Origin of the sequence: Kocuria sp. CPCC 205260 (assembly GCF_040981045.1) — a bacterium.
Taxonomy (GTDB): Bacteria; Actinomycetota; Actinomycetes; order Actinomycetales; family Micrococcaceae; genus Kocuria; species Kocuria palustris.
In genome coordinates, this window is the sequence record NZ_JAVKPT010000002.1 from 457,524 (window position 1) to 483,264 (window position 25,741).

At 70.7% G+C, this 25,741-nt stretch carries 19 protein-coding genes and 1 riboswitch; of the genes, 11 read left to right on the forward strand and 8 right to left on the reverse strand.

Going from position 1 to position 25,741, the window contains the following annotated elements; translation table 11 throughout:
- Positions 1-517: 517 nt before the first annotated feature.
- Positions 518-1,009: a hypothetical protein gene (locus RF645_RS06825; protein WP_368818843.1), complete on the forward strand. Its 492-nt coding sequence runs from the start codon at positions 518-520 to the stop codon at positions 1,007-1,009.
- 3 nt (positions 1,010-1,012) lie between these two features.
- On the opposite strand, the gene RF645_RS06830 is transcribed toward RF645_RS06825, so the two are convergent.
- From RF645_RS06830 to RF645_RS06840, 3 genes are read right to left on the reverse strand one after another with little or no spacing between them, the layout of a single operon-like run.
- A complete protein-coding gene (locus RF645_RS06830) occupies positions 1,013-1,582 on the reverse strand; it encodes a DinB family protein (protein WP_368818844.1) in 570 nt (189 codons plus the stop codon).
- A 23-nt stretch (positions 1,583-1,605) separates the two neighbouring features.
- Entirely contained in the window at positions 1,606-2,151 is a 546-nt protein-coding gene (locus RF645_RS06835) for an S-layer homology domain-containing protein (protein ID WP_368818845.1), read from the reverse strand.
- Between the two features lie 25 nt (positions 2,152-2,176).
- The gene (locus RF645_RS06840; protein ID WP_368818846.1) at positions 2,177-3,205 is read right to left on the reverse strand and encodes a hypothetical protein; all 1,029 of its coding nucleotides are present in this window, start codon (positions 3,203-3,205) and stop codon (positions 2,177-2,179) included.
- A gap of 259 nt (positions 3,206-3,464) precedes the next feature.
- Positions 3,465-3,573: riboswitch (glycine riboswitch) on the forward strand.
- Between the two features lie 41 nt (positions 3,574-3,614).
- Between RF645_RS06840 and gcvP the strand changes: the two genes are divergently transcribed.
- From gcvP to RF645_RS06860, 4 genes are all read left to right on the forward strand, one after another.
- Positions 3,615-6,680 (forward strand): aminomethyl-transferring glycine dehydrogenase, encoded by a 3,066-nt coding sequence (gene gcvP, locus RF645_RS06845; RefSeq protein ID WP_368818847.1) that lies wholly within the window; start codon positions 3,615-3,617, stop codon positions 6,678-6,680.
- Complete coding sequence (gene gcvT, locus RF645_RS06850) at positions 6,677-7,834, forward strand: glycine cleavage system aminomethyltransferase GcvT (protein ID WP_368818848.1); 1,158 nt, start codon at positions 6,677-6,679, stop codon at positions 7,832-7,834. The genes gcvP and gcvT overlap by 4 nt, the downstream gene beginning before the upstream one ends.
- A gap of 100 nt (positions 7,835-7,934) precedes the next feature.
- Positions 7,935-8,306 (forward strand): glycine cleavage system protein GcvH, encoded by a 372-nt coding sequence (gcvH, locus tag RF645_RS06855; RefSeq protein WP_368818860.1) that lies wholly within the window; start codon positions 7,935-7,937, stop codon positions 8,304-8,306.
- 7 nt (positions 8,307-8,313) lie between these two features.
- Positions 8,314-9,744 carry an L-serine ammonia-lyase gene (locus tag RF645_RS06860; RefSeq protein WP_368818849.1) on the forward strand — a complete coding sequence of 477 codons (1,431 nt, stop codon included), beginning with the start codon at positions 8,314-8,316 and terminating at the stop codon, positions 9,742-9,744.
- A gap of 83 nt (positions 9,745-9,827) precedes the next feature.
- On the opposite strand, the gene RF645_RS06865 is transcribed toward RF645_RS06860, so the two are convergent.
- Positions 9,828-10,826: a D-2-hydroxyacid dehydrogenase gene (locus RF645_RS06865; RefSeq protein ID WP_368818850.1), complete on the reverse strand. Its 999-nt coding sequence runs from the start codon at positions 10,824-10,826 to the stop codon at positions 9,828-9,830.
- A gap of 63 nt (positions 10,827-10,889) precedes the next feature.
- On the opposite strand from RF645_RS06865, the gene RF645_RS06870 reads away from it, so the two are divergent.
- Genes RF645_RS06870 through RF645_RS06880 form a run of 3 tightly spaced genes read left to right on the forward strand, consistent with a single transcriptional unit; the run spans position 10,890 to position 16,690 of the window.
- Positions 10,890-12,170 carry an aspartate aminotransferase family protein gene (locus RF645_RS06870; protein ID WP_368818851.1) on the forward strand — a complete coding sequence of 427 codons (1,281 nt, stop codon included), beginning with the start codon at positions 10,890-10,892 and terminating at the stop codon, positions 12,168-12,170.
- A 9-nt stretch (positions 12,171-12,179) separates the two neighbouring features.
- On the forward strand, positions 12,180-15,215 hold the full coding sequence (locus RF645_RS06875) for an FAD-binding and (Fe-S)-binding domain-containing protein (RefSeq protein ID WP_058871546.1): 3,036 nt from the start codon (positions 12,180-12,182) through the stop codon (positions 15,213-15,215).
- Positions 15,212-16,690: an NAD-dependent succinate-semialdehyde dehydrogenase gene (locus RF645_RS06880; protein WP_024289359.1), complete on the forward strand. Its 1,479-nt coding sequence runs from the start codon at positions 15,212-15,214 to the stop codon at positions 16,688-16,690. The genes RF645_RS06875 and RF645_RS06880 overlap by 4 nt, the downstream gene beginning before the upstream one ends.
- Positions 16,691-16,699: 9 nt before the next feature.
- Here the strand turns inward: RF645_RS06880 and RF645_RS06885 are convergent, their stop codons facing one another.
- Positions 16,700-17,362, reverse strand: a complete 663-nt coding sequence (locus RF645_RS06885) for a GntR family transcriptional regulator (protein ID WP_006214549.1) — start codon at positions 17,360-17,362, stop codon at positions 16,700-16,702.
- Positions 17,363-17,508: 146 nt separating this feature from the next.
- Between RF645_RS06885 and RF645_RS06890 the strand changes: the two genes are divergently transcribed.
- Positions 17,509-18,915, forward strand: coding sequence for an MFS transporter (locus RF645_RS06890; protein ID WP_058871545.1), 1,407 nt, complete (start codon positions 17,509-17,511; stop codon positions 18,913-18,915).
- A gap of 186 nt (positions 18,916-19,101) precedes the next feature.
- Here the strand turns inward: RF645_RS06890 and RF645_RS06895 are convergent, their stop codons facing one another.
- Both RF645_RS06895 and RF645_RS06900 read right to left on the reverse strand, forming a co-directional pair.
- Entirely contained in the window at positions 19,102-20,388 is a 1,287-nt protein-coding gene (locus RF645_RS06895) for a PLP-dependent aminotransferase family protein (protein ID WP_235586772.1), read from the reverse strand.
- A gap of 7 nt (positions 20,389-20,395) precedes the next feature.
- Positions 20,396-21,634 (reverse strand): M24 family metallopeptidase, encoded by a 1,239-nt coding sequence (locus RF645_RS06900; protein ID WP_235586782.1) that lies wholly within the window; start codon positions 21,632-21,634, stop codon positions 20,396-20,398.
- Between the two features lie 225 nt (positions 21,635-21,859).
- Between RF645_RS06900 and RF645_RS06905 the strand changes: the two genes are divergently transcribed.
- Positions 21,860-23,353: an FGGY-family carbohydrate kinase gene (locus RF645_RS06905; RefSeq protein ID WP_058871544.1), complete on the forward strand. Its 1,494-nt coding sequence runs from the start codon at positions 21,860-21,862 to the stop codon at positions 23,351-23,353.
- Between the two features lie 74 nt (positions 23,354-23,427).
- Here the strand turns inward: RF645_RS06905 and RF645_RS06910 are convergent, their stop codons facing one another.
- A complete protein-coding gene (locus RF645_RS06910) occupies positions 23,428-24,381 on the reverse strand; it encodes a sugar-binding transcriptional regulator (protein ID WP_058871543.1) in 954 nt (317 codons plus the stop codon).
- Between the two features lie 214 nt (positions 24,382-24,595).
- Here RF645_RS06910 and RF645_RS06915 point away from each other — a divergent pair, with 214 nt between their 5' ends.
- Entirely contained in the window at positions 24,596-25,699 is a 1,104-nt protein-coding gene (locus tag RF645_RS06915) for a zinc-binding dehydrogenase (protein ID WP_058871542.1), read from the forward strand.
- The last annotated feature ends 42 nt before the right edge of the window (positions 25,700-25,741 follow it).

A 25,741-nucleotide genomic window follows, 5' to 3' on the forward strand; every position in this document is an offset into this window, starting at 1 on the left:
GATAGCTGATCCCGGGGAACGGGGTGGACGAAATTTCGCGAATGGATCATACGCGTCGTCTGCAGAGGCACTTGGGGGGTCTGTTGATATCCGTATACGATCGAATGGTGGAGGGGCGAGCCCTTCGGTTTCTAGGCCTCAATCTCGCAGTGACATGCCTCCTCCCGTTCAAGACATAGGTGTGGGGGGTGAAGCAGGGAGTTGGGTCGAGGAAGAGGGTGAGCTTCGCGACAGAATGCTCCGCCAGTTCGCCGTTCAGAGCAACTATGATGATCGTCTTGCCGGAGGGGCGAATCGTTCGACACCTTCGGCTGATCCCGGCAACTACTCCTTGGTCGACCTCTGCGCGGGAGGTTCGAATGCCGAAGCGTGCGAGGCGAGGGAGTCCTGCACCCTTCTCGATGGATCACAGGGGCAGAACCTCTATGTCGAATACGCCGAGCCTGGGGCTGAAGCAAAGAGGGCCACAAGGCCCATCTGCTCGCCAGCGGATCAGGTCCCCGAGGGCGATGAGCCCATGCCGCTGCCGGTCTTCACCGTCGAGGACCTCCGTCGGCTCGAGGTGAGTCCGGCGGTGACTGCGGTGGAGCCGGAGCCGGACACGCTCGTGGGCCTGCACACCAACATGTACGCCTCAGCGGAGGACCAGGTCTTCGACACCGAACTGGCGGGCTTCCCCGTCCAGGTGCGAGTGACCCCGGTGTCGTACACCTGGGACTACGGCGATGGGACGACCTTCGGCCCCACGGAGCTCAGCGGCGGTCCGCTTCCTGCGGGATCGTGGGATGAGCCCACCGATACGAGTCACCAGTACGCCGACACCGGCGACGTCTCGGTGGTGCTGACCACTGAGTTCGCGGGCGAGTACTCGATCAGCGGCGGCCCTTGGCTGCCGGTCGACGGCACCAGCACGGTCAGCAGCGACCCCGTCGCACTGAGCGTCTGGCGCTCGACCGTGCGCAACTACGCCGACGACTGCTTCGAGAACCCGGGTGGAGCCGGCTGCTGAGCCTCAGCCGCGATGGGCCCAGAGATCCCGCAGCAGCGCGACCTCGGCCAGATGGTGAATCACCTCGCGGTTGATGTGCAGGACCAGGTCAGCGAAGGGCCGATCGCCCCACGGGCCCTCGGCCGGTCCGCACGGCTGCTGCATGCGCTCGTCGTCCACGCTGCGCAGGCCGTCGAGCCAGCGCTCGACCTCGCGATCGAGCTGGGCGAGGGCCTCGTCGGCGGTGCCCGCGAACTCCCACGTGCCGTAGGAGGCCTCGGGGCCGTCGAAGTGGCTGTGGCTGCGCGCGGCCAGCACGCCCACGATCACGTGCCCCAGCCGCCACGAGATCGTCGTGAACGGCTGCGGCTGCCCCTCGACGAGGTCGAAGTCGATGACCAGGTCACCGGCCCCGGCCTGGTGCGCGGTGCGCTGCTCGTCGGCGGAGTGCACCGTCCACGCCTGCTGGTCATCCCCGGTGGGGTCCCAGAGGAGCTCCTCGTCCGTGAGTCCCTCCAGTCGCGGGCGCAGCAGGTTCTGCCAGTGCCACTGCAGCTGCTCGACGGCGGCTGAGGTCAGGGGATTCGTCGTCATGCGGACGACGATCCCATGCGGCCTCAGCCCACGGCCAGGTCGAAGCGCCTGATGAACGCCGCCATGGCATTGCGCGCTGTGGACTCCAGCGGGCGGAAGGCCCCGTCCGCCCAGCCGGTGGTGATCCCGACGCTGCGGGCCCAGCAGATCTCCTTGTAGAACGCGGAGCGCGGCGTGAGGTCCCGGAAGGGCGAACGAGCCGGTGCGGCGAACGCCGGAGACCCGGCCGCGCGGTAGAACAGCGCGCAGGTGGCATTGCGGTCGATCGGGTCCAGCGGGTGGAACGTGCCGTCGCTCCAGCCGTTGAGCAGACCGCGCTCCCGCGCCCAGCACATCTCCCGGTAGAACTGCTGGCCGGGGCGCACGTCGGTGAACGGCGATCGCCTCGGCGCGGTGAAGTCCGGCGAGCCGGCCATGCGGTGGAACACCGCGGCCATGGCGTCGCGCTTGATGGTGCTCAGGGGCCGGAAGCTGCCGTCGCCCCAGCCGCGGAGGTAGCCGAGCTCGGAGACCCACCCGATCTCCGCCGCGAAGGCGGATCGGCTGCTGATGTCCCGGAATGTCGCCATGAGAAGTCCTTTCGGGGCCGTCGGCTCAGTACCAGCCGAGAGCGCGCAGCTTCTCGGCGATGGCGGTCGCGACGATCAGGTAGCCGAAGCGGTTGAGGTGGTAGTTGTCGCCCTTGAGCTCGAGCGGGGCCATGCCCCATGACGCGCGCTGACGGTCGGGGGCCGTGGAGCCGATGCTGTAGCGGCGCAGCTCGGGATGCTGCCAGCGCTGCGGATCCGTGAGCACGGCATTGATGTCCAGGTACTGAGCCCCGTACTCGCGGGCATAGGCCCGGTTGACGGTGTCCACCTGGGAATAGGCTGCGGTGCCGGGGGTGTCCAGGAAGTTCTTCCAATGCCCCAGGACGAGCGTCGACTCGGGCTCCACGTCATAGGCGGCGCGGGTATCGGCCAGGACGCGATCGATGTCGCCGATGTTGTTCTTGCCCATCCACAGCAGGTGCGTGCTGCCGCGGTGTCGCGCCTCCAGGTCGGTCACCCAGCGGGACCGAGCCGAGACGCCCACGTGCACGGGGGAGCCAGCGGAGGCGCGGCGGATCTCCACCTTGCGGTGGGTGCCGGGGACGTATCGCAGATCGAACGGAACTCCGTCGATGGTGCCGGGGTAGGAGCGACCGGACTCGGGCACGCGGCGATCCAGGGTGGGCAGGACCAGGGTGCCCGAGGCGGGGAGCATTCCGGCTGCTCCCATGTAGCGGAAGTCCAGGCGCGCGGCGGCCTTCTCGGAGCGGGCCATCAGGATCTCGGGCGACCGGGCGGCGGGCGTGGCCTCCGAGGTGACGGTCGTTCCCAGCAGCCTGGCGAGCTCGGTGTCCAGATGGACCACGCGGAAGCCGTCGGTGACTGCGCTGGCGTAGGAGGCGGCGGACGAGCTGCCCCACAGCACGATCGGCCGCTCGACGGCCGAAGCCTGCGTCGCCGCTGCCCCGGCGGCGCTGACGGTGAGGGCCGCCGCCGTGGCTGCCAGGACTGCGCGGCGTGAGGGGCCGTGTCCGGCGGCGGTCGAGGACAGGGCAGCAGGACGCTGGGGCCTTCCTGCGGCGTGGGGGGTCATATGGGCGATAGGCCTTTGTTCGGGGGATCTGAACGGCGCCGCTGGTGGGCACTGGGGGGGGTCTTCAGGCTACAAATCTGGGTGAGGCCACAGAGACTCCGTCATCTTGGAGACGCTCTGTGACGCGGGGTACCCTCACACCGGAAGACGACAGACCACGCCGATGAGCGGTTCCGGGAGAGACCCCGCGGACACCGCCGTGCGGGCGCCGTAGGAGCAACCCTCCCCGGGAAACTCTCAGGCACCGGCACCGGGATCGCTCGGCACCTCTGGAAAGCCCGGGTTCGACCCCCAGGTCGTGACCGGCACCGACGGAGCAAGCGGGCCCACCCGCGGAAACTCTCAGGTCCCATGACAGAGCGGGGAGGAACCGGCCGGGGCATGCCCCCTCAGACCAAGGAGTTCCCCAATGAGCCCTTCCGCACCTGCTGACAGCGCCGTGAGCGCCTCGGGCGTCAGCTCCGACGCACTGGCCTTCGTGGACCGCCACGTGGGCCCGCGCGGCCAGGAGATCGACCAGCTGCTCAGCGCCGTGGGCGTGGGCTCGCTGGCGGAGCTCGTGGATCAGGCCGTGCCGGCGTCGATCCGCATGGACCGCGAGCTGGACCTTCCCGACGCCCTCAGCGAGGCCGAGGTCCTCAGCGCCCTGCGCGGCATCGCGGATCAGAACGAGCCGGGCCGCCCGATGATCGGTCAGGGCTTCTACCGCACCGACACCCCCGCGGTCATCCAGCGCAACCTGCTCGAGTCCCCGGCCTGGTACACGGCCTACACCCCGTACCAGCCCGAGATCTCGCAGGGCCGCCTCGAGCTGCTGCTGACCTACCAGACCATGGTCCAGGACCTCACCGGCCTGGACATCGCCAACGCGTCGCTGCTGGACGAGTCCTCCGCCGTCGTCGAGGCCGCGCTGCTGATGAAGCGCGCCAACCGCAAGGCCAAGAACGGCGCGATCCTGGTGGATGCGGATCTCTTCCCGCAGCACCTGGCCGTCCTCCCGGGCCGCGCCCGCGCCGTGGGCATGGACCTGGAGATCCTGGACCTCTCGCAGGGCATCCCGCAGGAGCAGCTCGAGCGCGAGAACGGCATCGCCGGCGTGATCCTCCAGCAGTCGGGCTCCTCCGGCAAGGTCCACGACTGGACCGACGTCATCGCCCAGGCCAAGGGCGCCGGCGCCGTGGCGACCGTCGTGGCCGATCTGCTGGCCCTGACCCTCGTGAAGTCCCCGGGCGAGATGGGCGCGGACATCTCCGTGGGCACCTCGCAGCGCTTCGGCGTCCCGCTGTTCGCCGGCGGCCCGCACGCCGCCTTCGTGGCGGTGCGCTCGGAACTGCAGCGCAGCCTGCCCGGCCGCCTGGTCGGCGTCTCCCACGACGACACCGGCCGCCCCGGCTACCGCCTGGCCCTGCAGACCCGCGAGCAGCACATCCGCCGCGAGAAGGCCACCTCCAACATCTGCACCGCCCAGGCGCTGCTGGCCGAGGTCGCCGCCTGCTACGCCGTCTACCACGGCCCGGACGGGCTGCGCCGGATCGCCCGTCGCGTCCACAGCCGTGCCCGCACGATCGTCGATGCCCTGCAGAATGCCGGCATCGAGCTGGTCTCCGATCAGGTCTTCGACACCGTCGTGGCCCGCGTCCCGGGCCGCGCCGACGAGATCCTCGCAGCCGCCGCCGAGAACGACATCGACCTGCGCCGCGTGGACGACGACCACGTGGGCGTCTCCGCGGATGAGCGCACCTCCGCGCAGGACGTCGCGGACGTGCTCGGCGCCTTCGGCGTGCAGGCCGAGGCCGAGGCAGATCCCACGGCCGCTCCGGCGCTGCCCGAGGCGCTGGTGCGCACCTCCGAGTTCATGACCCACGAGGTCTTCAACACCCACCGCTCCGAGACCTCCATGATGCGCTGGCTGCGCCGCCTCGCGGATCGCGACCTGGCCCTGGATCGCACCATGATCCCGCTGGGCTCGTGCACCATGAAGCTCAACGCCGCGGTCGAGATGGCCTCGATCACCTGGCCCGAGTTTGCGGACGTCCACCCGTACTCCCCGGCCTGGCGCATGCAGGGCTGGCAGCACCTGGTGGAGGACCTCGAGTCCCGCCTGGCTGAGCTGACCGGCTACGCCAAGGTCTCGATCCAGCCGAACGCCGGCTCCCAGGGCGAGCTCGCCGGCCTGCTGGCGATCCGCCGCTGGCACATCTCCCGCGGCGACGAGGCTCGCGACCTCGTGCTGATCCCCGCCTCGGCCCACGGCACCAACGCCGCCTCCGCGGTGCTGGCCGGGCTGCGCGTGCGCGTCGTGAAGACCGCGCCCGACGGCACCGTCGATCACGAGGACCTGGACAAGGCCATCGCCGACAACGAGGGCGCGATCGCCGGCATCATGATCACCTACCCCTCCACGCACGGCGTGTTCGAGGAGGACGTCCGCGAGGTCTGCGGCAAGATCCACGACGCCGGCGGCCAGGTCTACCTGGACGGCGCGAACTTCAACGCCATGGTCGGACTCGCCCAGCCGGGCCAGTTCGGCGGCGACGTCTCGCACCTGAACCTGCACAAGACCTTCTGCATCCCGCACGGCGGCGGCGGCCCGGGCGTCGGCCCGGTGGCCGTGGCCGAGCACCTGGTGCCCTTCCTGCCCGGAGATCCGCTCGAGGGCGATCCCGGTCGCCCGACAGTGGGCGGCGCCTCGGACGCCGGCCACGACGTCGACCAGCCGACCGATGCCGCCGCGAACGGCCGCGGCCTGCCCGTGACCAGCACCCGCTGGGGCTCCACCGGCGTGCTGCCGATCTCGTGGGCCTACCTGGCCCTGATGGGCGGCGACGGCCTGACCCGCGCCTCCGCCGTGGCCCTGCTGAACGCGAACTACATCGCCCGCAGCCTCAACGAGCACTTCCCGGTGCTCTACACGGGCGAGAACGGCCTGGTCGCCCACGAGTGCATCCTGGATCTGCGCAAGCTCACGGATGCGTCGGGCATCAAGGTCGCGGACGTGGCCAAGCGCCTGATCGACTACGGCTTCCACGCGCCCACCGAGTCCTTCCCGGTCAGCGGCACGTTCATGGTCGAGCCGACCGAGTCCGAGGACAAGGCCGAGATGGACCGCTTCATCGAGGCCATGATCTCGATCCACGGCGAGATCCAGCAGGTCGTCGACGGCGAGGTCGAGGAGGCCGACTCCGTCGTGCGCCACGCCCCGCACACGGCCGCAGCACTCGTCTCGGACGACTGGGACCGCGCGTACTCCCGCGAGACCGCGGCCTTCCCGGTGCCGAGCCTGCGGGTGGACAAGTATTTCCCTCCGATCGGTCGCATCGACGGCGCGTACGGCGACCGCAACCTCGTGTGCAGCTGCCCGCCGCCCGAGGCCTTCGAGACGGTCGACGAGACCGAGCCGGACACCTCCGCCGAGCCCCAGGCTGACAGCGAGACCAAGACCACCGTCCAGCCTAGCCAGGAGAGCGCACGATGAGCACCGAAGCAGCATCCCGTCCCACGGCTCTGACCCCCGTCCACGAGCGGCTGGGCGCCTCCTTCACCGACTTCGGCGGCTGGTGGATGCCCCTGCGCTACGGCTCGGACATGGCGGAGCACAGGGCCGTGCGCGAGGCCGCCGGTCAGTTCGACCTCTCCCACATGGGCGAGCTGCTCATCGAGGGCCCCGATGCCGCCGCGTTCCTGGACTACGCGCTGGTGGGCAGGCTGTCCGCGATCGAGATCGGCAAGGCCAAGTACTCGCTGCTGTGCAACGAGGCCGGCGGAGTGATCGACGACCTGATCACCTACCGACTGGGTGAGACGACCTTCCTGGTGGTGCCCAACGCGTCGAACACCCCGGCCGCGCTGGCCGCGTTCCAGGAGCGCACCACGGCCGCCGACGGCACCGTCTTCGACGTCACCATCACGGACCGCACCGAGGCGACCGCGCTGATCGCCGTGCAGGGCCCGGCCTCCGAGGCCGTGCTGCTCGAGGCCGTGGAGGCCCAGTCCGCGCAGGCCGTGAAGGACGTGAAGTACTACGCCATCACGGACGCCGTCTTCACGACCCCCGAGGGCCCGTTGCCCGTGCAGCTGGCCCGCACCGGGTACACCGGCGAGGACGGCTTCGAGATCTACATCGACATCGAGTCCGACCCGACGGCGGCCGAGCGCCTGTGGAGCGTCCTCGAGAAGGTCGGGGAGCCCCATGGCCTGGTCCCCTGCGGGCTGGCCGCACGCGACTCGCTGCGCCTGGAGGCCGGCATGCCGCTGCACGGCCACGAGCTCTCCGAGGACATCAACCCGTACCAGGCGAACCTGCCGATCGTCGCGCTGAAGACCAAGGACTCCTTCGTGGGCCGCGAGGCCCTGGCGAAGATCAAGGAGGAGGGTCCCTCCTCCAAGCTGGTCGGCCTGGTCAACGACGGCAAGCGCGCCGCCCGCCCGGGCTACGCGGTGCTCAAGGACGGCGAGAAGGTCGGCGAGATCTCCTCCGGCGCCCCGAGCCCCACCCTGGGCCACGCGATCGCCCTGGCCTTCGTCTCTCCCGAGCTCACCGAGCCCGGCACCGAGCTCGATGTGGACCTGCGCGGCAAGCCCACGCCGTTCCGCGTCGTCAAGCTCCCCTTCTACAAGCGCGAGAGCTGACAGCGCGACAGCTGTCTCGCCGCATGACGCCAGCCCGCCCCGGCGCTGGACACCACCCCGCAGCAGGACCCCACCATGGAAGGACCAGGCAATGAGCGCTCTGGACAAGGTCAACAAGGACTACCGCTACTCCGCTGAGCACGAGTGGATCGACTCCTCCTCGCCGGCCAAGGTCGGCCTCTCGCAGATCGCCGTCGACGCCCTGGGCGAGGTCGTCTACGTCGACCTCCCCGAGGCCGGCGCATCCGTCACCGCAGGCGAGGTCTGCGGCGAGGTCGAGTCGACCAAGTCGGTCTCCGAGCTGTACTCGCCCGTCACGGGCACGATCGTGGAGATCAACGACGCCGTCGTCGACAGCCCGGGCCTGCTCAACGAGGATCCCTACGGCGCTGCCTGGCTCTTCACCGTCGAGGTCGAGTCCGAGGGCGAGCTGCTCAGCCCCGAGGACTACGCCGCAGCACAGGAGGACTGAGCATCACATGACCGTCAGCATCTTCGATCTCTTCAGCATCGGCGTGGGCCCGTCGTCGTCCCACACCGTGGGCCCCATGCGCGCGGCGGCCGACTTCGTCGCCGATCTGGTGGGCGAGGGGTTGCTGTCGCGACTGGACCGCATCGCGGTCGACCTCTACGGCTCGCTGTCCTCCACCGGCCGCGGGCACGGCACATTCGACGCCGTGCTCATCGGCCTGGAGGGCCACCAGCCCGACAAGGTCCTGCCCGCCACCATGGACTCCCGCAAGGAGGCCCTGGCCGCCGGGCACCCGTTGCGCCTGGGTGATGCCCTGGACGGCGTCGACGAGCCGGTCGAGCTCGACTTCCACGTCGAGGACATCGTCCAGCACCCGCTCACGCTGCTGCCGTACCACCCCAACGGCATGACCATGGCCGCCTACGACGCCGACGGCAACGTCCTGGCGGAGCGGACGGCCTACTCGGTGGGCGGCGGGTTCGTGGTCGTCGATCCGGTCGAGGGCGAGGATCCTCTGCCGGACGAGGGCGACACTCCCATCCCGTATCCGTACGACGACGCAGAGGGCCTGCTGGGGCACTGCCTGTCCCATGGCATCTCGGTGGCGGAGCTGGCGATGGCCAACGAGGCGGCGCGCCGTCCCGAGGAGGAGGTCCGCACGGGCGTGCTCAAGATCGCCCAGGTCATGGAGGACTCCAAGAACTCCAACCTGGAGCGCGAGGGGCCGCTGCCCGGCGGGCTCAAAGTGCGCCGCCGCGCGCCCGAGTGGCACGCCCGGCTCAAGGCGATCGACACCGATTTCGACCCGCAGCACTGGGTCGAGTGGGTCAACCTGGTGGCGCTGACCGTCAACGAGGAGAACGCCTCGGGCGGGCGCATCGTCACCGCACCCACCAACGGCGCGGCGGGCATCGTGCCGGCCGTGATGTTCTACGCCACGCACTACACCCCGGCCGCCCGCGGGCCGGGGAAGCGCTCGCGCGAGGACATCACCGTGGACTACCTGCTGGCCGCGGCGGCCGTGGGGTCGCTGATCAAGGAGCAGGCCTCGATCTCCGGCGCCGAGGTCGGCTGCCAGGGCGAGGTCGGCTCGGCGTCGTCCATGGCTGCGGCCGGCCTCGCCCAGGTCATGGGCGGCACGCCGGTGCAGGTCGAGAAGGCCGCCGAGATCGCCATGGAGCACCACCTGGGTCTGACCTGCGATCCCATCGCCGGCCTGGTGCAGGTGCCGTGCATCGAGCGCAATGCGATCGCAGCCGCCACCGCCGTCAACGCGGCCCGCATGGCGCTGTTCGAGGAGTCCGAGCCGGGCTTCGTGAGCCTGGACCAGGTGGTCGAGACCATGCGCTCGACCGGTGCGGACATGTCCGAGAAGTACAAGGAGACCGCGCGCGGAGGCCTGGCGGTCAACGTGGGCGTCAACGTCGTCGAGTGCTGACCCCCTCCCGCCGAGTGGATACCCAGTTGCGCTATGTGCAGCTATAGCGCAAGCAGCTGTCCACTCGGCGGGGTGGAGAGCGGTCAGGAGCCTCGGACGTAGCCCTTCTGCTTGTCCACCTCGTTGCTCAGGGGACGGCCCTGGACCCAGGCCTCGAGGTTGCGCTCGAACTGCTCGCTGAGCGTGTCCCGCCAGCCCACCACGTCGCCGCTCATGTGTGCCGAGAGGTGGACCTCGTCCATGTCCCACAGCGGCGAGTCCTGCGGCAGGGGCTCCTGGGAGACGACGTCCAGCGAGGCGGCCGCGATCCGGCCCTCCTGCAGGGCGGCGATCAGCGCCGGCTCGTCCACCAGCGCGCCGCGGCCCGCATTGATCAGATGGGCAGTGGGTTTCATGTGCTCGAGCACCTCGTGTCCCACGAGCCCGCGGGTCTGCTCGGTCAGCGGCGCGATCAGCACGACGTGATCGGCCCACCCCACGTGCTCCACGAGCTCGTCGCTGGCGATGATCGTCCCGAAGTCCGGATCCTGCCGCGCCGTGCGACCGGCACCCATGACCTCCATGCCGACGGCCTTCAGCAGCCGCGCCGTGGCCCGGCCGATCCCGCCCGTGCCGATCACCAGGACCCGACGCCCTGCGCTCAGAGCAGTCTCCCGGTGCTGCCACGTGCGCTCGCGCTGCAGCCGCTCGGAGCGGTGCAGCTGCTTGTCGTGGGCCAGGATCGAGGCCAGCACGAACTCGGCGATCGGGGTGTCGAAGGCCCCGTGCGCGTTGGTGACGGTCACGGGGGACTGGCGCAGCTCGTCGAACAGCAGCGAATCCACGCCCGCGGCCGCCACGTGGACCCACTCGAGGGCATCGGCGTGCGGCCAGGCCTCGCGCAGGGCCCCGGAGAAGAAGTCCCACACGAGCAGGATCTGCGCGCCGGCGATCGCCTGCGGCAGTCCCTCGGCATCGGTCCAGGTCACCTCGGTCAGCTCCTCGAAGCGGGCGGAGCCGGACGGGGGCGGCGTGGTCTCGGTCGTGAGGACGACCAGGCGGGGCCGGGACTCGGACTGCGGGGACGGGCTCGCGGTGCTCATCCCTCCACTGTAGCGATGTCGGATTGTTGACAATCCTGCGGCGCGGTTCGGAGAATGTGACGCATGACATCTCTGAGCCCCGTCCTCAAGCAGGCCACCCCGGTGGTCGTCGACCACGCCCGCGGCAGCTGGATCTACGGCATCGACGGACGCGAGTACCTCGACTTCACCACCGGGATCGGCGTCACGAGCACCGGGCACTGCCACCCGGAGGTCGTGGCCGCCGCCCAGGAGCAGGTCGGGAAGATCATCCACGCGCAGTACACGACCGTGATGCACAAGCCCCTACTGGAGCTCACCGACAAGCTCGGCGAGGTCCTGCCGGAGGGCCTGGACTCGGTGTTCTACGCCAACTCCGGCTCCGAGGCGGTCGAGGCCTCCATCCGCCTGGCGCGCATGGCCGCAGGTCGCCCGAACATCGTCGTGTTCCAGGGCGGCTTCCACGGGCGCACCGTCGCCGCGGCCTCGCTGACCACCGCCGGCACCAAGTTCTCGGCGGGCTTCGCCCCGCTGATGGCTGGCGTGCACATGTCCGCGTTCCCGTACGCCTACCGCTACGGCTGGGATGAGCAGACCTCCGTCGACTTCGCTCTGCAGGAGCTCGACTACCTCCTGCAGACCCGCACCGCGCCCTCGGACACCGCGGCCTTCCTGATCGAGCCCGCGCTGGGCGACGGCGGCTACATCCCCACGCCTCCCGCTTTCCTGGAGGGGCTGCGCGAGCGCGCCGACCGCCACGGGATCGTCCTCATCTTCGACGAGGTCCAGGCCGGCGTCGGGCGCACCGGGAAGTTCTGGGGCCACCAGCACAGCTCCGCCCGCCCGGACGTCCTCATCACCGCCAAGGGCATCGCCTCCGGCTTCCCGATCTCCGCGATCGCCGCCTCGACCGAGCTGATGTCCAAGGCCTGGCCCGGCTCGCAGGGCGGCACGTACGGAGGCAACGCCGTCTCGGCCGCCGCCGGGGTGGCCACGCTCGGGGTGGTCGAGAAGGAGGGGCTGGTGGAGAACTCCCGGGTCCGCGGCGAGCAGCTGCAGGCCGGACTGAAGCAGATCCAGCAGCGCTTCCCGGTCATCGGCGACGTCCGCGGCCTGGGGCTCATGCAGGGCATCGAGTTCACCGCGCCGGACGGCTCTCCTGATGCCGCCAACGCCGCCGCGGTCCAGCAGGCCACCACGGAGCAGGACCTTCTCAGCCTGACCTGCGGTCCGGCGGGCAACGTCGTGCGCCTGATCCCCGCGCTCGTGGTGAGCGAGGAGGAGATCGCCCTGGGCCTGCAGCGTTTCGAGGCGGCCGTGGAAGCCGTCGTCTCCTCGGCCCCGTCCGGCACCACCGGCGCCTGAGGTCTGCCCATGAGCGAGGCCGCCCTCCGCAGCGACGCCCAGGCCCCGCAGGGCGATGCCGACGAGATCCTGGACCGGATGCAGCAGGCCGGCCTCCAGGCGGAGGTCTCCGCCCGGAGGCTGGCCGAGTACTCCTACGACGCCTCGAACTACCGCGTGGTCCCGCTGGCCGTCGTCTTCCCGCGCAGCGCCGACGACGTCCTGGCGATCGTGCGTGTGTGCCGCGAGACCGGCACGCCCCTGATCGGACGGGGCGGCGGGACATCCATGGCGGGCAACGCGGTGGGCCCCGGCGTCGTCGTGGACTTCTCGCGCCACCTCACGGCCATCCGCGTCCTGGATGAGGACGCGCGGACCGTCGACGTCGATCCCGGGGTGGTCCTGGCGGATCTGACCCGTGAGGTCGAGGCGGCCACAGGCGGGCGGCTCACGTTCGCCCCGGACCCGTCGTCCAAGAATCGGGCCACGGTCGGCGGGGCGATCGGCAACGACGCCTGCGGCAACCACTCGGTGCGCTACGGGCGGACCTCGGACCACGTGGTCGAGATCGACGTCGTCACGACCGACGGCGCCCGTCTCACCGCGACCAACCGTGGTCTGCGCGCCACCGATCCGCACGACGTGCACTCCGAGCGACGCGCCCGTGAGCTGCTGGGGCAGCTGGAGCAGCTCGGCCGGGAGAACCTGGCGCCCTTCCGGCTCGAGCTCGGACGCATCCAGCGGCAGGTCTCGGGCTATCACCTGCAGAACCTGCTGCCCGAGCACAGGCTGGACATCGCCCGCGCGCTCGTGGGCTCGGAGGGCACCTGCGCCCTGGTGGTCGGGGCCCGCATGCGCCTGGTGCCCAGGCCGCCCAGCGCGCTGCTCGTGTGCCTGGGCTACGACGACGTCGTGGATGCCGCCCGCGACATCACCACGATCCTCGAGTTCTCCCCAGCGGCGGTGGAGGGCACCGACGCCGCGATCGTGGAGACCATGCGGGCGCGCCGCGGTCCGGACTCTGTTCTGGGACTGCCCGACGGCCGCGCCTGGCTGTTCGTGGACCTGGACGGTGAAGACCAGGCCGCCGTCGAGGGCCAGGCCGAGCGGCTGCTGGAGCGGCTGGCGCGCAACGGCAGGCTCGTGGAGGGCCAGGCCGTCCCGGACCCGGCGGAGCGCGCCTCCCTGTGGCGCGTCCGCGAGGATGGGGCGGGGCTGTCCTCGCGCCTGGCCAGCGGCGGCGAGTCCTGGCCGGGCTGGGAGGACTCGGCCGTGGAGCCGGAGGACCTGGCCGACTACCTGGCCGAGCTGCGGGTGCTGATGGACGAGCACAGGCTGGACGGGGTCATGTACGGGCACTTCGGCGCCGGCTGCATGCACATCCGGATCACCTACGACCTGCGCACCGACGACGGCCGCAGGGTCTTCCGCGAGTTCACCCAGGCTGCGGCCCGGCTCGTGGTGCGCCACGGCGGGTCCTTGTCGGGGGAGCACGGCGACGGGCGCTCCCGCTCCGAGCTGCTGCCGCTGATGTACTCGCCGCAGGTCCTGGCCGCCTTCGTGCGCTTCCGCCGGCTGTGGGACCCGGAGGGCATGCTCAGCCCGGGCATCATGACCGAGCCCGACCGGATGGACGACCACCTGGCCCTGGAGGGCGTCCCGCAGCGCGAGTGGCGCACGAGCTTCGATCTCAGCCCCGCCCACTCCCACACCTCAGGTGCGGCCGGCGGAGCGAGCGCCGGCCAGAGCGCCCCCGACCCCTGGGTGCACGCCGTCCAGGGGTGCATCGGCGTGGGGCGCTGCCGGGCCGACACCGGCGGGGTGATGTGCCCCAGCTTCCGGGCCACGCGCGATGAGAAGGACTCCACGCGCGGACGCGCTCGGGTGCTGCAGGAGATGGTCCGGGGCGCAAGGACCGTGGAGGAGGGCTGGCGCTCCGAGGAGGTCCGCGAGGCGCTGGACCTGTGCCTGTCCTGCAAGGCGTGCTCGACCGACTGCCCCGCCGGGGTCGACATGGCCACGTACAAGTCGGAGTTCTTCGATCATTACTACGCCGGGCGCCTGCGTCCGGTCGCGCACTTCTCCCTGGGATGGCTGCCGCGGTGGCTGCTCGTGGCCGGGCGGATCGCACCGGTCGTCAATGCGCTGCTGTCCACGCCGCTGGCCAAGGCGGCAGCCGTGCTGGGCGGGCTGACGCCCGAGCGCAGGATGCCGCGCTTCGCTCGGACGGGGCAGTGGCGGCAGGAGGTCGCGGACGCCGCGGTCGCCCCGGGAGCGGGCGATGCGGTGCTCTTCGTCGACACCTTCACCCGCGGGTTCCGCCCCGAGGCCGCCGGCGCTGCCGCTCGCGTCCTGCAGCAGGCCGGCGAGCGGGTCGAGTGCTCGGCCGAGGCGTGCTGCGGGCTCACCTGGATCTCCACGGGGCAGCTCGGCACCGCTCGGCGGCTTCTGGCGCGGGCCGCGGAGGCCCTCGACGACGGTACCGAGCGCCCGATCGTGGTGGTCGAGCCCAGCTGCGCGGCCGCGCTGCGCAAGGACCTGCCGGAGCTGGTGCCCACCGACCAGGCCCGGCGCGTGTCCCGACGGGTGCGCAGCTTCGCCGCGCATCTGGCCGAGCGGACGGCGCAGGGCTGGCGGCCGGAGCCGTCGGCCCCGATCCCCGATCGCGTCGTGCTGCAGACCCACTGCCACGAGCACTCCGTGTTCGGCCCCGCCTCCCAGCGCCGGGTGCTCGCTGCCGCCGGCGTGCGCGAGGTCGTGGATGCCTCCGGGTGCTGCGGCGTGGCCGGGAACTTCGGCTTCGAGGCCCAGCACTACGACGTCAGCATGCAGGTCGCCGAGAACGCGCTCGCCCCGGCGCTGCGCGGCGCGCGCGAGGAGGATCCCGTGCTCACCGACGGCTTCTCCTGCGCCATGCAGGTGGACCACCTGGAGCCCCAGCGCCCGGGGATGCACCTGGCGCAGCTGCTGGATCCGGGGCCCCCGTCGGGCCCCGCAGCAGACCAGGTGGCCCCAGGCCACCGAGCCGAACAACCCGAGCGAGACCAGGAAGAGGAGCCACGATGAACACCCAGGATCATGCCCGCACTGCCCATGAGGTCATCTCCGCGGTGAGCACGGGGCTGCTCATCGACGGCGCCTGGGGCGAGTCCGCCACCGGCGCTCGCTTCGAGGTGATCAACCCCGCCACGGAGGAGGTCATCGCCACGGTGGCCGACGGCGGACCCGACGACGCCCGCCGAGCCATCGAGGCCGCCGGGCGCGCTCAGCCCGAGTGGGCCCGCACCGCCCCGCGCGAGCGCAGCGAGATCCTGCGCCGGGCCTTCGACCTGGTCATGGCCCGGCAGGACGAGCTCGCCCTGATCATGACCTCGGAGATGGGCAAGCCGCTGGCCGAGGCCAAGGGCGAGGTCGCCTACGCCGCGGAGTTCCTGCGCTGGTTCTCCGAGGAGGCCGTGCGCATCGGCGGGGACCAGATGCTCTCGGGCGACGGGAAGACACGCTTCATGGTCTCCCAGCGACCGGTGGGCCCGTGCGTGCTGGTCACGCCGTGGAACTTCCCGCTGGCCATGGGGGCGCGCAAGATCGCCCCGGCCATCGCCGCCGGCTGCACCATGGTGTTCAAGCCGGCCGAGCTCACCCCGCTGACGTCGCTGGCGCTGGCCGACATCCTGCTCGAGGCCGGGGTGCCCGCCGGAGTGCTGAACATCGTGTGCACGACCGATGCCGGCTCCGTCGTCGAGCCGTGGATGTCCAGCGGGATCGCGCGCAAGATCAGCTTCACCGGGTCCACGGCGGTGGGTGTCAGGCTGCTCGAGCAGGCCTCGCAGCACGTCATGCGCTCGTCCATGGAGCTCGGCGGCAACGCGCCGTTCCTGGTCTTCGAGGATGCCGACCTGGACCGCGCGGTCGAGGGCGCCTTCGCGGCCAAGATGCGCAACATGGGCGAGGCCTGCACCGCGGCCAATCGCCTCTACGTCCAGCGCTCGGTCGCCGACGAGTTCTCCCGCCGTCTCGCCGAGCGACTCGGCGCGCTGAGCGTGGGCGACGGGCTGGCGGAGGGCGTGCAGGTGGGCCCGCTCGTGGAGCCCAAGGCCCTGCGCAAGGTCCAGGAGCTCGTGGACGACGCCGTCCAGCGCGGCGCCGAGGTGATCTGCGGCGGCTCGCGCCCGGAGAGGCCCGGCTACTTCTACCGCCCGACGGTCCTCTCGGGCGTCGACCCGTCCTCGAGGCTGATGGGCGAGGAGATCTTCGGGCCGGTGGCCCCGGTCATCCCGTTCGACACGGAGAAGGAGGCCATCGCCCTGGCCAACGACACCCCCTGGGGGCTGTCGGGCTACCTGTTCACACAGGATCTCGACCGCGCCTTCCGCGTGGGGGAGGCCATGGAGGTCGGGATGGTCGGGCTCAACACGGGCATCGTCTCCAACCCGGCCGCGCCGTTCGGCGGCATCAAGGCCTCGGGCCTGGGCAGGGAGGGCGGTCGCGTGGGCATCGACGAGTTCCTCGAGACCACGTACATGGCCATGCCGCGCGGCTGAAGCCCGGCCTCAGTCCAGGGCCGCGACCAGCCTGCCGATCGCGTCCTCCATGTGGCCGACGAGCAGGCGGTCCAGCCCGGCCAGATCGGCGCGGCCGATCGCCTCGGCGATGTGCCGATGCTCCTGCAGCCGCGGGGACTGCGAGCTGTAGCGCTGCTCCAGGGCGGTGATGCACATGCGGGTCTCGACCATGAGCGTGGTGTGCATCCGGGTCAGCCGCGGGCTGTGCGCCAGGGACACGAGCGTGGTGTGGAAGTCGATGTCGGCCTCGGTGACGGCCACGAGGTCGCCGCGGCCGGCCGCGTCCTCCATCTCCTGCACGATCCGCAGCAGCTGCTCCTGCGCCGCGGCAGGATCCGTCTCCGCAGCATGTGCGGCAGCGGCGCGCTCGAGCGCCGTGCGGGCCAGGTACATGTCGCGGACGTCGTCGTCGGTGACCTCGATGACGAAGACGCCGCGATTCCGCACGCTGACGAGCAGGCCCTCCTGGGTGAGGCGCTGCATGGCCTCGCGCAGGGGGCCGCGGCTGACGCCGAGGCTGCGGCTGAGCGCGGCCTCGTTGAGCTGCTGTCCCGGAGCCAGCTCCCCCTCGCCGATCGCGCGGCGCAGCTGCCGGGCGATCAGCGCGGGGGTGGACTCCTGGACGACGGGGTTCAGTGCAGCGGGCGGCAAGGAGGCCTCCGGGTGGGCGTTGACGATTGTCGACGATCCTACCGTGCGCTCCCAGCGCGTCGCTCTGGTCAATGGGCGACATGGGCTTGAGGTGGGAGGGGTCAGATGCTTCAATGATTGTTGACAATCCTACGAGGGAGACTGCCATGAGCTCGTCGCAAGCAGGACAGGATCCGGGGTCGCAGCGCGACCCGTCGGCGCACGACGCCGATCACCAGCCCGCCGCGCCCGATGCGGGCACCGTCCACCGCGCCGTCGCCGCTTCCGCGATCGGCAACGCGACGGAGTGGTTCGACTACGGCGTCTACGCGGTCTCGGTCGGCTACATCACCCACAACTTCTTCCCCGGCGAGTACGGCACCGTCCTGGCGCTGGCCACCTTCGCCTTCTCGTTCCTGGTCCGTCCGCTCGGCGGCCTGTTCTGGGGCCCGCTCGGCGACCGCCTGGGCCGCAAGGCGATCCTGGCGCTGACGATCATCCTGATGGCCGGCGCCACGTTCTGCATCGGTCTGCTGCCCTCGTTCGAGACCATCGGCGTCCTGGCCCCGATCCTGCTGATCGTCCTGCGCGCCGTGCAGGGCTTCTCCACCGGCGGCGAGTACGGCGGCGCAGCGACCTTCATGGCGGAGTACGCCCCGGACCGCAAGCGCGGCTTCCTGGGCAGCTTCCTGGAGTTCGGCACCATGGGCGGCTTCGCCCTGGGGTCCCTGATCGTGCTGCTCGGCGAGACCTTCCTGGGCCATGACGGCATGATGGAGTGGGGATGGCGCATCCCGTTCCTGATCGCCGGCCCCATGGGCCTGATCGGCATGTACCTGCGCTCCAAGCTGGGGGAGACCCCCGTGTTCGAGGAGGCCGAGGAGCTCGACGCCACCCAGGACAGCGCCCTCGGCGGGCTCAAGGACCTGCTCACCGGCTACTGGCGCCCGATCCTCACCATGGCCGGGCTGGTCATCGCCGTGAACGTCGTGAACTACACGCTGCTCAGCTACATGCCCACCTACCTCGAGGGCACCGGCGGCATGGAGTACCAGACGGTGCTGACGATCTCGTTCGTCACGCAGTTCGGCATGATGCTGCTGATCCCCTTCGCGGGGTCGCTGTCCGACCGGCTGGGGCGCAAGCCCGTGTGGCGGATCTCCCTGATCGGGCTGATCGTGATGTCCGTGCCCATGTACATGCTGATGTCGCAGGGCGTATGGGGCACGCTGATCGGCATCAGCGTCCTGGGCCTGCTCTACGTCCTCCAGCTGGCCACGATCTCGGCGACCTTCCCGGCCATGTTCCCCACCAAGGTGCGCTTCGCCGGGTTCGCGATCACCTACAACGTCTCCACCTCGCTGTTCGGCGGCACCGCCCCGTCGGTCAACGAGGCGCTGATCGAGGCGACCGGCAGCCCGCTGGTGCCGGCGTTCTACATGGGCGCGGCCTGCATCGTCGGACTGATCGCGGTGCACTTCATGAAGGAGACCGTGGGCGCGTCTCTGCGCGGCAACGACATCCCGGAGACGGGGCCGCAGGAGATCGTGCGGATCCGCGCCGGGAAGGCCTGAGCTGCCCTCTCATGTCCCCGCGCCGCGGGGCCCGATCGGCCCGCTCGGGGCGGCAGCACCAGGCGACGGAGGCGGGGCCCGGACCGATCGGTCCGGGCCCCGCCTCCGTCGTGCTCCTGAGCGCTCAGCGGCTGGGCGCTGCGCAGGGATTCTCGGGAAACCCGCTCAGCCGCGTCGTCGTGCGGCTCAGCCGCCCAGCTCCGCGCGGGCGATGTCCAGTGCGCGGGCCAGTCGCTGCAGGCCCTCTTCCGTGCGCTCGGGGGTCGAGGAGGCGAAGCACAGCCGAAAGGCGTCCTGGAACCGGCCCGACGGGGACAGCGCAGGTCCCGGGATGAAGGCGACGCCCTCGGCCAGTGCGATCTCGAAGAGGCGGCTCGTGGAGATGCGCGCGTCCTCGCCCTGCAGGGTGACCCACAGGAAGAAGCCGCCCTGCGGGTCGGTGGTGACCACTCGATCGCCCAGGTGACGGGCGATCGAGGCGTCCATGGCCTCCTTGCGCCGACGGTACTCGGTGCGCAGCCCCTCGAGGTGCTCCTGGTAGCCGCCCTGGCGGATGAAGCGTTCCACCACGTGCTGGTTCGGCACGTTGGTGCACGTGTCCATAGCCTGCTTGGCCGCGATCACGAGATCGCGCATGCGAGGATCGGCGTCGATCCACCCCACGCGCAGTCCCGGGGCCAGGACCTTGGAGAAGGTGCGCACGGAGAAGACCAGGGGGTCCTCGGGGCTCAGCTCGGCGAAGCTCGGCACGTCATGGCCGCTGAAGCGCAGCTCGCCGTACGGATCGTCGTCCAGGATCACGCTGCCCCACTCGTGCGCCAGCTCGAGGAGGCGCTTGCGGCGCTCAGGGCTCAGCGTGGTCCCGGAGGGGTTCTGGAAGTTGGGGATCGTGTAGATCAGCCGGGGCTTGCGTCCGAGCTCGCCGACCTGTGCTTCGAGGGCGTCGATGTCCATGCCGTCGTCGTCCATGGGAATCTCGAGGATCTCCGCGCCGTAGCTCAGCGCGGTGCCCGAGCCGTTGGTGTAGGTGGGACTCTCGACGACCACCAGGTCTCCGGGATCCACGAACAGCTTGAAGGCGATGTCCAGGCCCTGCATGCCGCCGGAGGTCACCACGATCCGCTCCGGGCGGGTGGGGTGCCCGGTCTCCGTGCCGAGCGCGACGATGGTCTCGAGCATTCCGGGCTCGCCCTCGGTGGCGCCGTAGGTGAACGAGCTGTCGTCCAGGACCTCGCCGGCCAGGCGCCGGAACTGCTCGGTGGGGATGACCTCCGCCGCCGGGGCCCCCATGGCGAAGCGCACGATGTCGTGGGTCTGTGCGGCCAGCAGCGACGTCGACGAGTCGATGACCGAGCCCACGAGGCCATCGGCGCGGGAGGCCAGCGGGAGCAGGCCCTCGTGCGGATCGCCGGCGATGCCCTCGGTCGGACGAGGTTCGAGTCCGGAGACGGTGCTCAGGTGCGGGGTCGTCATGATCTGCTCACTTCCTGATGAGGGAACGCGGGAACGAGGTGAAGGTCTCTGCGCCGGAGCGGGTGATCCGCACGGACTCCGAGACCTCGTAGCCGAAGCCGGTCATCCACATGCCGCAGATGACGTGGAAGGTCATGTTCTCGGCCAGGACGGTCTCGTCCTCGGTGCGGATGCTGATCGTGCGCTCGCCCCAGTCCGGCGGGTAGCCGATGCCCACGGAGTAGCCCAGGCGACTGTCCTTCTCCAGGCCGTGACGGGCCAGCGACCAGTTCCAGGCGCGGGCGAGCTCGCGTACGGGCACGCCCTCGGCGGCGGTGTCGAGCACGACCTGCAGGCCCTCGGCCACGGCGTCCTCCAGGCGCAGGAGGTCGTCGGTGGGCTCGCCCAGCATCACCGTGCGGGCCAGGGGGACGTGGTACCGGCGGTGGGCGCCGGCGAGCTCGACGACGACGGCGTCGCCCTCGGTGAGCACGCGGTCCGACCAGGTGAGGTGCGGGGTGTCCGCGGAGGTTCCGGTGGGCAGCATGGGGACGATCGCGGGGAAGTCGCCCCAGGCCTCGCCGTCGCCCTCGGCCTGCGCACGGGCGATCTGGGCGGCCACCATGTTCTGCGGCACTCCCACGCCGATCGTGTCGATCGCGGCCTGCATGGCGGCCGTGGTGACGCGTGCCGCGGTGCGCATGTACTGGATCTCGGCCTCCGACTTCACGGCGCGGACCCAGTTCACGAGCTCGAAGCAGTCCACGAGCTTCCACTCCGGCAAGGCGTTGAGCAGGCTGCGGAACCCCTTGGGGGAGAAGAAGTGGGCGTCCATCTCCAGGCCGACGGCGCCGCGGGTGGCGCGGGCGATGAGGCCCCGGCGGCGCAGGCTGAAGGCGATCCAGTCGAACGGGTGCAGGTGCGGGCGGTGCACATAGCGCTCCGGGTAGCCCACGATCTGCTCCGGCGGCAGCCAGGCGGTGCGGAAGGCGCCGTTGGCGTCCATCTCCCGAAGATGCAGCAGCATCTCGCCCTCGTCGGCCACGAAGAGCAGCTGCGGGGTGTAGAACGACCAGGCGTCGTAGCCCGTCAGATAGAAGATGTTCGCCGGATCCGTGACGATCAGGGCGCTGAGGCCCTGGTACTCCATCTGCTCGCGCACTGCCTTCAGTCGGCGGTCGTACTCGGCGCGCCTGAAGAGCGGCGGGCGGACGTCGTCATCGGGCGTCCGCTCCGGCTCCGGGGCGGCGTAGTCGCGGTTTCCCATGGGGAACTGAGTGCTGCTCACGATCCCGACCCTAGAACACCGCGTCGGATTGTCAACAATCCGCACATCCCCCTTCCCGCGAGTGGATGCTCAGTTGCGCTATCGGGGCTCTCAGCGCAACTGGGCATCCACTCGGCGGGAGGGGGAGCGGGGTGGTGGCGCGGCTCACGGGCGTGACGGATCCCGAGGATAGGCTCGGGGCACATCGGCGACGGAGGGGCGGTCATGCACATCGGCATCGACATCGGCACGGGCAGCACCAAGGGTGTCCTGGTGGATGGCGACGGCACCATCCTGCGGAAGGAGTCGGTGACCCACACGATGTCCTCGCCCTCCACGGGATGGGCCGAGTTCGACGCCCAGCAGCAGTGGTGGCCCGAGATCCAGCAGATCTCGCAGCGGTTGCTCGAGGGGCAGGATGCCGAGCAGGTCCACGGCGTCTGCGTCAGCGGCATGGGACCGTGCCTGGTGCTCATGGAGGAGGACTTCACGCCCGTGCGCGCCGCGATCCTCTACGGCGTGGACACCCGGGCCTTCCAGGAGATCGAGGACCTCACCGAGCAGCTCGGCGACGAGCGGATCGTCGCACGGTGCGGCAACTCCCTGTCCAGCCAGTCGATCGGCCCCAAGATGCGCTGGGTCCGCGATCACGAGCCGGACAGCTTCACGCGGGCCGTGCGCTGGGGGAGCGCGCATTCGTACATCCTCGGCATGCTCACTGGCGAGTACGTGCTCGATCACCACACCGCCAGCCAGTCGGATCCGCTCTACGACCTCACCGCCGAGACCTGGGCCGAGGACTGGTACGACGAGATCGCGGAGCACCTGGAGCGCCCACGCCTGGCCTGGGCGAACGAGGCGGTCGGGTCGATCTCCGCGGAGGCCTCCCGGGCCACCGGCCTGCCCGAGGGCACCCCGGTCTGTGCCGGGACCGTCGACGCCTGGACCGAGGCCTGGAGCGCCGGCGTGCGCGCCCCCGGCGACACCATGCTCCAGTACGGCTCCACGTTCTTCGTCGTGCAGAACCTGCGCAGCCAGGCCCATGAGGCGCAGCTGTGGTCCACGGCTGGCATCACGGAGGGCTCGCGCTGCCTGGCCGCGGGCACCGCGACCTCGGGCAGCCTGACCTCGTGGTGGCGCGGGCAGTGGGGCGATCCGGACTTCGGGCAGCTCGTCGAGGAGGCCGGCTCGGTTCCGCCGGGGGCGCGCGGGCTCGTGGTGCTGCCGTACTTCGCGGGCGAGCGCACCCCGATCTTCGATCCCGACGCCCGCGGCACCGTCATCGGCCTGACGCTCTCCCACGGTCCGGCCGAGATCTTCCGGGCGACCTACGAGGGCATCGCCTGCGGACTGCGCCAGATCCTGGACCTGCTCGAGGAGGGGGTAGAGCGCCCGGAGCGGCTCGTGGCCGTGGGCGGCGGTACGCAGTCGCGGCTGTGGGTGCAGATCGTCAGCGATGTCACCGGGCGCTCGCAGCAGATCCCGGATCAGACGATCGGCGCCTCCTACGGGGCGGCCATGCTTGCGGCGGAGACCACGTCGGGGATCGACACCCGGGACTGGGCGTGCATCGGGGAGACGGTGGAGCCCGATCCGCAGCACCGCGAGCTCTACGACGAGATCTTCGGGCTCTACACGCAGCTCTACCGGGACAACCGGGAGACCATGCATCGCCTGGCCGAGCTGCAGCGCGGCAGCGACACCCCCGTCCAGGCCTGAACCCCCCCCGCCGAGTGGATACCCCTTTGCGCTGAGAGCCCCGATAGCGCAACTGGGCATCCACTCGGCGGGGGTCAGGAAGGCGGCGGAAGCAGGGTCTCGGCCAGGGCGCGGGCGGTCGGCTGATCCGTCACCAGATCGTGGAAGCAGCCCATCCGCGCGGCGGCGATGATGCTCGGCACCTTCTCGGTGCCAGCGGCCACGGCCAGGCGCTGCGGGATCGCCAGGAGGTCGTCCAGGGGGATGCGCACCAGCCGCTCGGAGTCCGGGAACTCCAGCGGGCGGCCGTCGGGGTGGATGAAGTGCAGGCAGACGTCGCCGGCGGCGGTGAGGACCGCGGGGTCGTCCACCGGGATGCCGGAGGTGACCGAGCTGCGGGTCCGCGGCGGAGCGCCGATGCCCAGGATCGCGGCGGAGGCGCCGGCCCACAGCTGCTGGATGCCGCGGAAGCTGGGGTCCGTGCGCAGCGCCTCGTAGAGGGCGGGGGACGGCTTGGCCTCGGCGAACAGGAACCGGGGGCTGCCGCCGGTCTTGTGCGCCAGGGTGCGCACGAGCTCGTTGGTCTGGAACCACGGCTCGGGGTCGGCCTGCCCTCCCACGCCGGGCACCAGCACGAGCCCGGGCAGCTGGGGCAGCTTCTCGAGGCTCAGCTCGTAGACCGTGCGCCCCGAGGCCACGACCAGGACGTCGCCGGGCCGCAGCCGGTAGTCGAGCAGGGCCTGGGACGTCTGCTGGACCAGGGCCGCGCCCAGCGAGGCCTCGCGCCCGCCGCCGGAGGAGATCCGCACGCTGCGCACGCCCAGAGCCTGCGTCAGCTCGGCGCTCAGCGCCTGCAGGCCCGCTCCGCCGGGCGGCGGCGTCACGGTGATGGTCACCATGCCGGATCTGCGCGCCTCCTCGAGCAGGCGGCTGACGGTGGGGCGGGAGACTCCCAGATGCTGGGCCACGTCCGCCTGGGTGCGGCCATGGGTGTAGTAGGCCTCCGCTGCCTCGAAGGCCAGCTGCAGGCGAGGATCGGCAGCGGTCATCGGGACCCCGGCTCCTGGGCTGTGGTGAACATCTGTTCACACTACCCCGCGGCCGCTCCGATGCCGCGCGAACGCCTGCGATCCGTGTCATCCGGCGCTTCATGACGACATGTCCCGCCCGCCGGACGGATGTCCGCACATCTGTTCTTGACATCTGTTCAGCGCGATCTAGTGTTGTCCTGTAATTCGGATCACAGAGCTGTGAGGGGACACCATGTCGGAAGACACCACGACCACCCAGGGTGCCGAGACCATGCAGGCGGTCGTCGTGCACGGTCCCGAGGACTACCGCATGGAGACCCGGCCCAAGCCGACTCCGCAGGAGGATGAGCTGCTCGTGCGCATGGAGGCCGTCGGCGTGTGCGCCAGCGACCTGAAGTGCTACCACGGCGCCGCCAAGTTCTGGGGCGACGCCAACCGCCCGGCCTGGGCGCAGACCGGCGTGACCCCGGGCCATGAGCTGGTCGGCGAGGTCGTCGGCGGCGGCACGGAGGGCCTGGGCAAGCACGGCGTGGAGGTCGGGGACCGCATCGTCCTCGAGCAGATCGTTCCGTGCGGCAAGTGCCGCTACTGCCAGCGCGGCGAGTACTGGATGTGCGGCCCGCACGACATGTTCGGATTCCGCAACTTCGACGGCGGCATGGCCGAGTTCATGCTCGTCCCGCCGCAGGCCCGCGTGCACCGGATCTCCAAGGATGTCGCCCCGCAGCACGCCGCGTTCGCCGAGCCGCTGGCCTGCTCGCTGCACGCCGTGGAGCGCGCGGGCATCACGTTCGAGGACGTCGTCGTGATCGCCGGCTGCGGCCCCATCGGCCTGGGCGCGATCGCCGGCGCGGTGGCCAAGTCCCCGCTGACCGTGATCGCCCTGGACATGGACGACCAGAAGCTCGATCTGGCCAAGGCCTGCGGCGCGGACCTCACGATCAACATCGGCCGCGAGGACGCGGTCGCCAAGGTCAAGGAGCTCACCGAGGGCTACGGCGCCGATGTCTACATCGAGTGCACCGGGCACCCGTCGGCCGTGAGCCAGGGGCTGAACCTGCTGCGCAAGCTCGGAACGTTCGTGGAGTACTCGGTCTTCGGCTCGGACGTCACGGTCGACTGGTCGATCATCTCCGATGACAAGGAGCTCGACGTCCGCGGCGCCCACCTGGGCCCCCACACCTGGCCGGCCGCGATCAAGATGATCGAGTCGGGCAAGCTCCCGCTGGATCGCATCTGCACGGATCAGTTCCCGCTCGAGAAGTACCAGGACGCCCTGGATCTGGTGGGGGACTCCGGTGGAGCCTCCGTCAAGGTCTCGATCGTCCACGGCTGATACGCCGAGCACCTCACCACCTCTGCCTGTCGGCGGCCGCGA

What these genes read in the sequence shown, in the direction of transcription:
- RF645_RS06825 (WP_368818843.1), top strand. Translation starts at nt 518, where the DNA reads ATGCCGCTGCCGGTCTTCACCGTCGAGGACCTCCGTCGGCTCGAGGTG.
- RF645_RS06875 (WP_058871546.1), top strand. Translation starts at nt 12,180, where the DNA reads ATGAGCGAGGCCGCCCTCCGCAGCGACGCCCAGGCCCCGCAGGGCGAT.
- RF645_RS06895 (WP_235586772.1), bottom strand. Translation starts at nt 20,388, where the DNA reads ATGACGACCCCGCACCTGAGCACCGTCTCCGGACTCGAACCTCGTCCG.
- gcvT (WP_368818848.1), top strand. Translation starts at nt 6,677, where the DNA reads ATGAGCACCGAAGCAGCATCCCGTCCCACGGCTCTGACCCCCGTCCAC.
- RF645_RS06905 (WP_058871544.1), top strand. Translation starts at nt 21,860, where the DNA reads ATGCACATCGGCATCGACATCGGCACGGGCAGCACCAAGGGTGTCCTG.
- RF645_RS06880 (WP_024289359.1), top strand. Translation starts at nt 15,212, where the DNA reads ATGAACACCCAGGATCATGCCCGCACTGCCCATGAGGTCATCTCCGCG.
- RF645_RS06870 (WP_368818851.1), top strand. Translation starts at nt 10,890, where the DNA reads ATGACATCTCTGAGCCCCGTCCTCAAGCAGGCCACCCCGGTGGTCGTC.
- RF645_RS06835 (WP_368818845.1), bottom strand. Translation starts at nt 2,151, where the DNA reads ATGGCGACATTCCGGGACATCAGCAGCCGATCCGCCTTCGCGGCGGAG.
- RF645_RS06830 (WP_368818844.1), bottom strand. Translation starts at nt 1,582, where the DNA reads ATGACGACGAATCCCCTGACCTCAGCCGCCGTCGAGCAGCTGCAGTGG.
- RF645_RS06840 (WP_368818846.1), bottom strand. Translation starts at nt 3,205, where the DNA reads ATGACCCCCCACGCCGCAGGAAGGCCCCAGCGTCCTGCTGCCCTGTCC.
- RF645_RS06890 (WP_058871545.1), top strand. Translation starts at nt 17,509, where the DNA reads ATGAGCTCGTCGCAAGCAGGACAGGATCCGGGGTCGCAGCGCGACCCG.
- RF645_RS06910 (WP_058871543.1), bottom strand. Translation starts at nt 24,381, where the DNA reads ATGACCGCTGCCGATCCTCGCCTGCAGCTGGCCTTCGAGGCAGCGGAG.
- gcvP (WP_368818847.1), top strand. Translation starts at nt 3,615, where the DNA reads ATGAGCCCTTCCGCACCTGCTGACAGCGCCGTGAGCGCCTCGGGCGTC.
- RF645_RS06860 (WP_368818849.1), top strand. Translation starts at nt 8,314, where the DNA reads ATGACCGTCAGCATCTTCGATCTCTTCAGCATCGGCGTGGGCCCGTCG.
- RF645_RS06915 (WP_058871542.1), top strand. Translation starts at nt 24,596, where the DNA reads ATGTCGGAAGACACCACGACCACCCAGGGTGCCGAGACCATGCAGGCG.
- RF645_RS06900 (WP_235586782.1), bottom strand. Translation starts at nt 21,634, where the DNA reads ATGGGAAACCGCGACTACGCCGCCCCGGAGCCGGAGCGGACGCCCGAT.
- RF645_RS06865 (WP_368818850.1), bottom strand. Translation starts at nt 10,826, where the DNA reads ATGAGCACCGCGAGCCCGTCCCCGCAGTCCGAGTCCCGGCCCCGCCTG.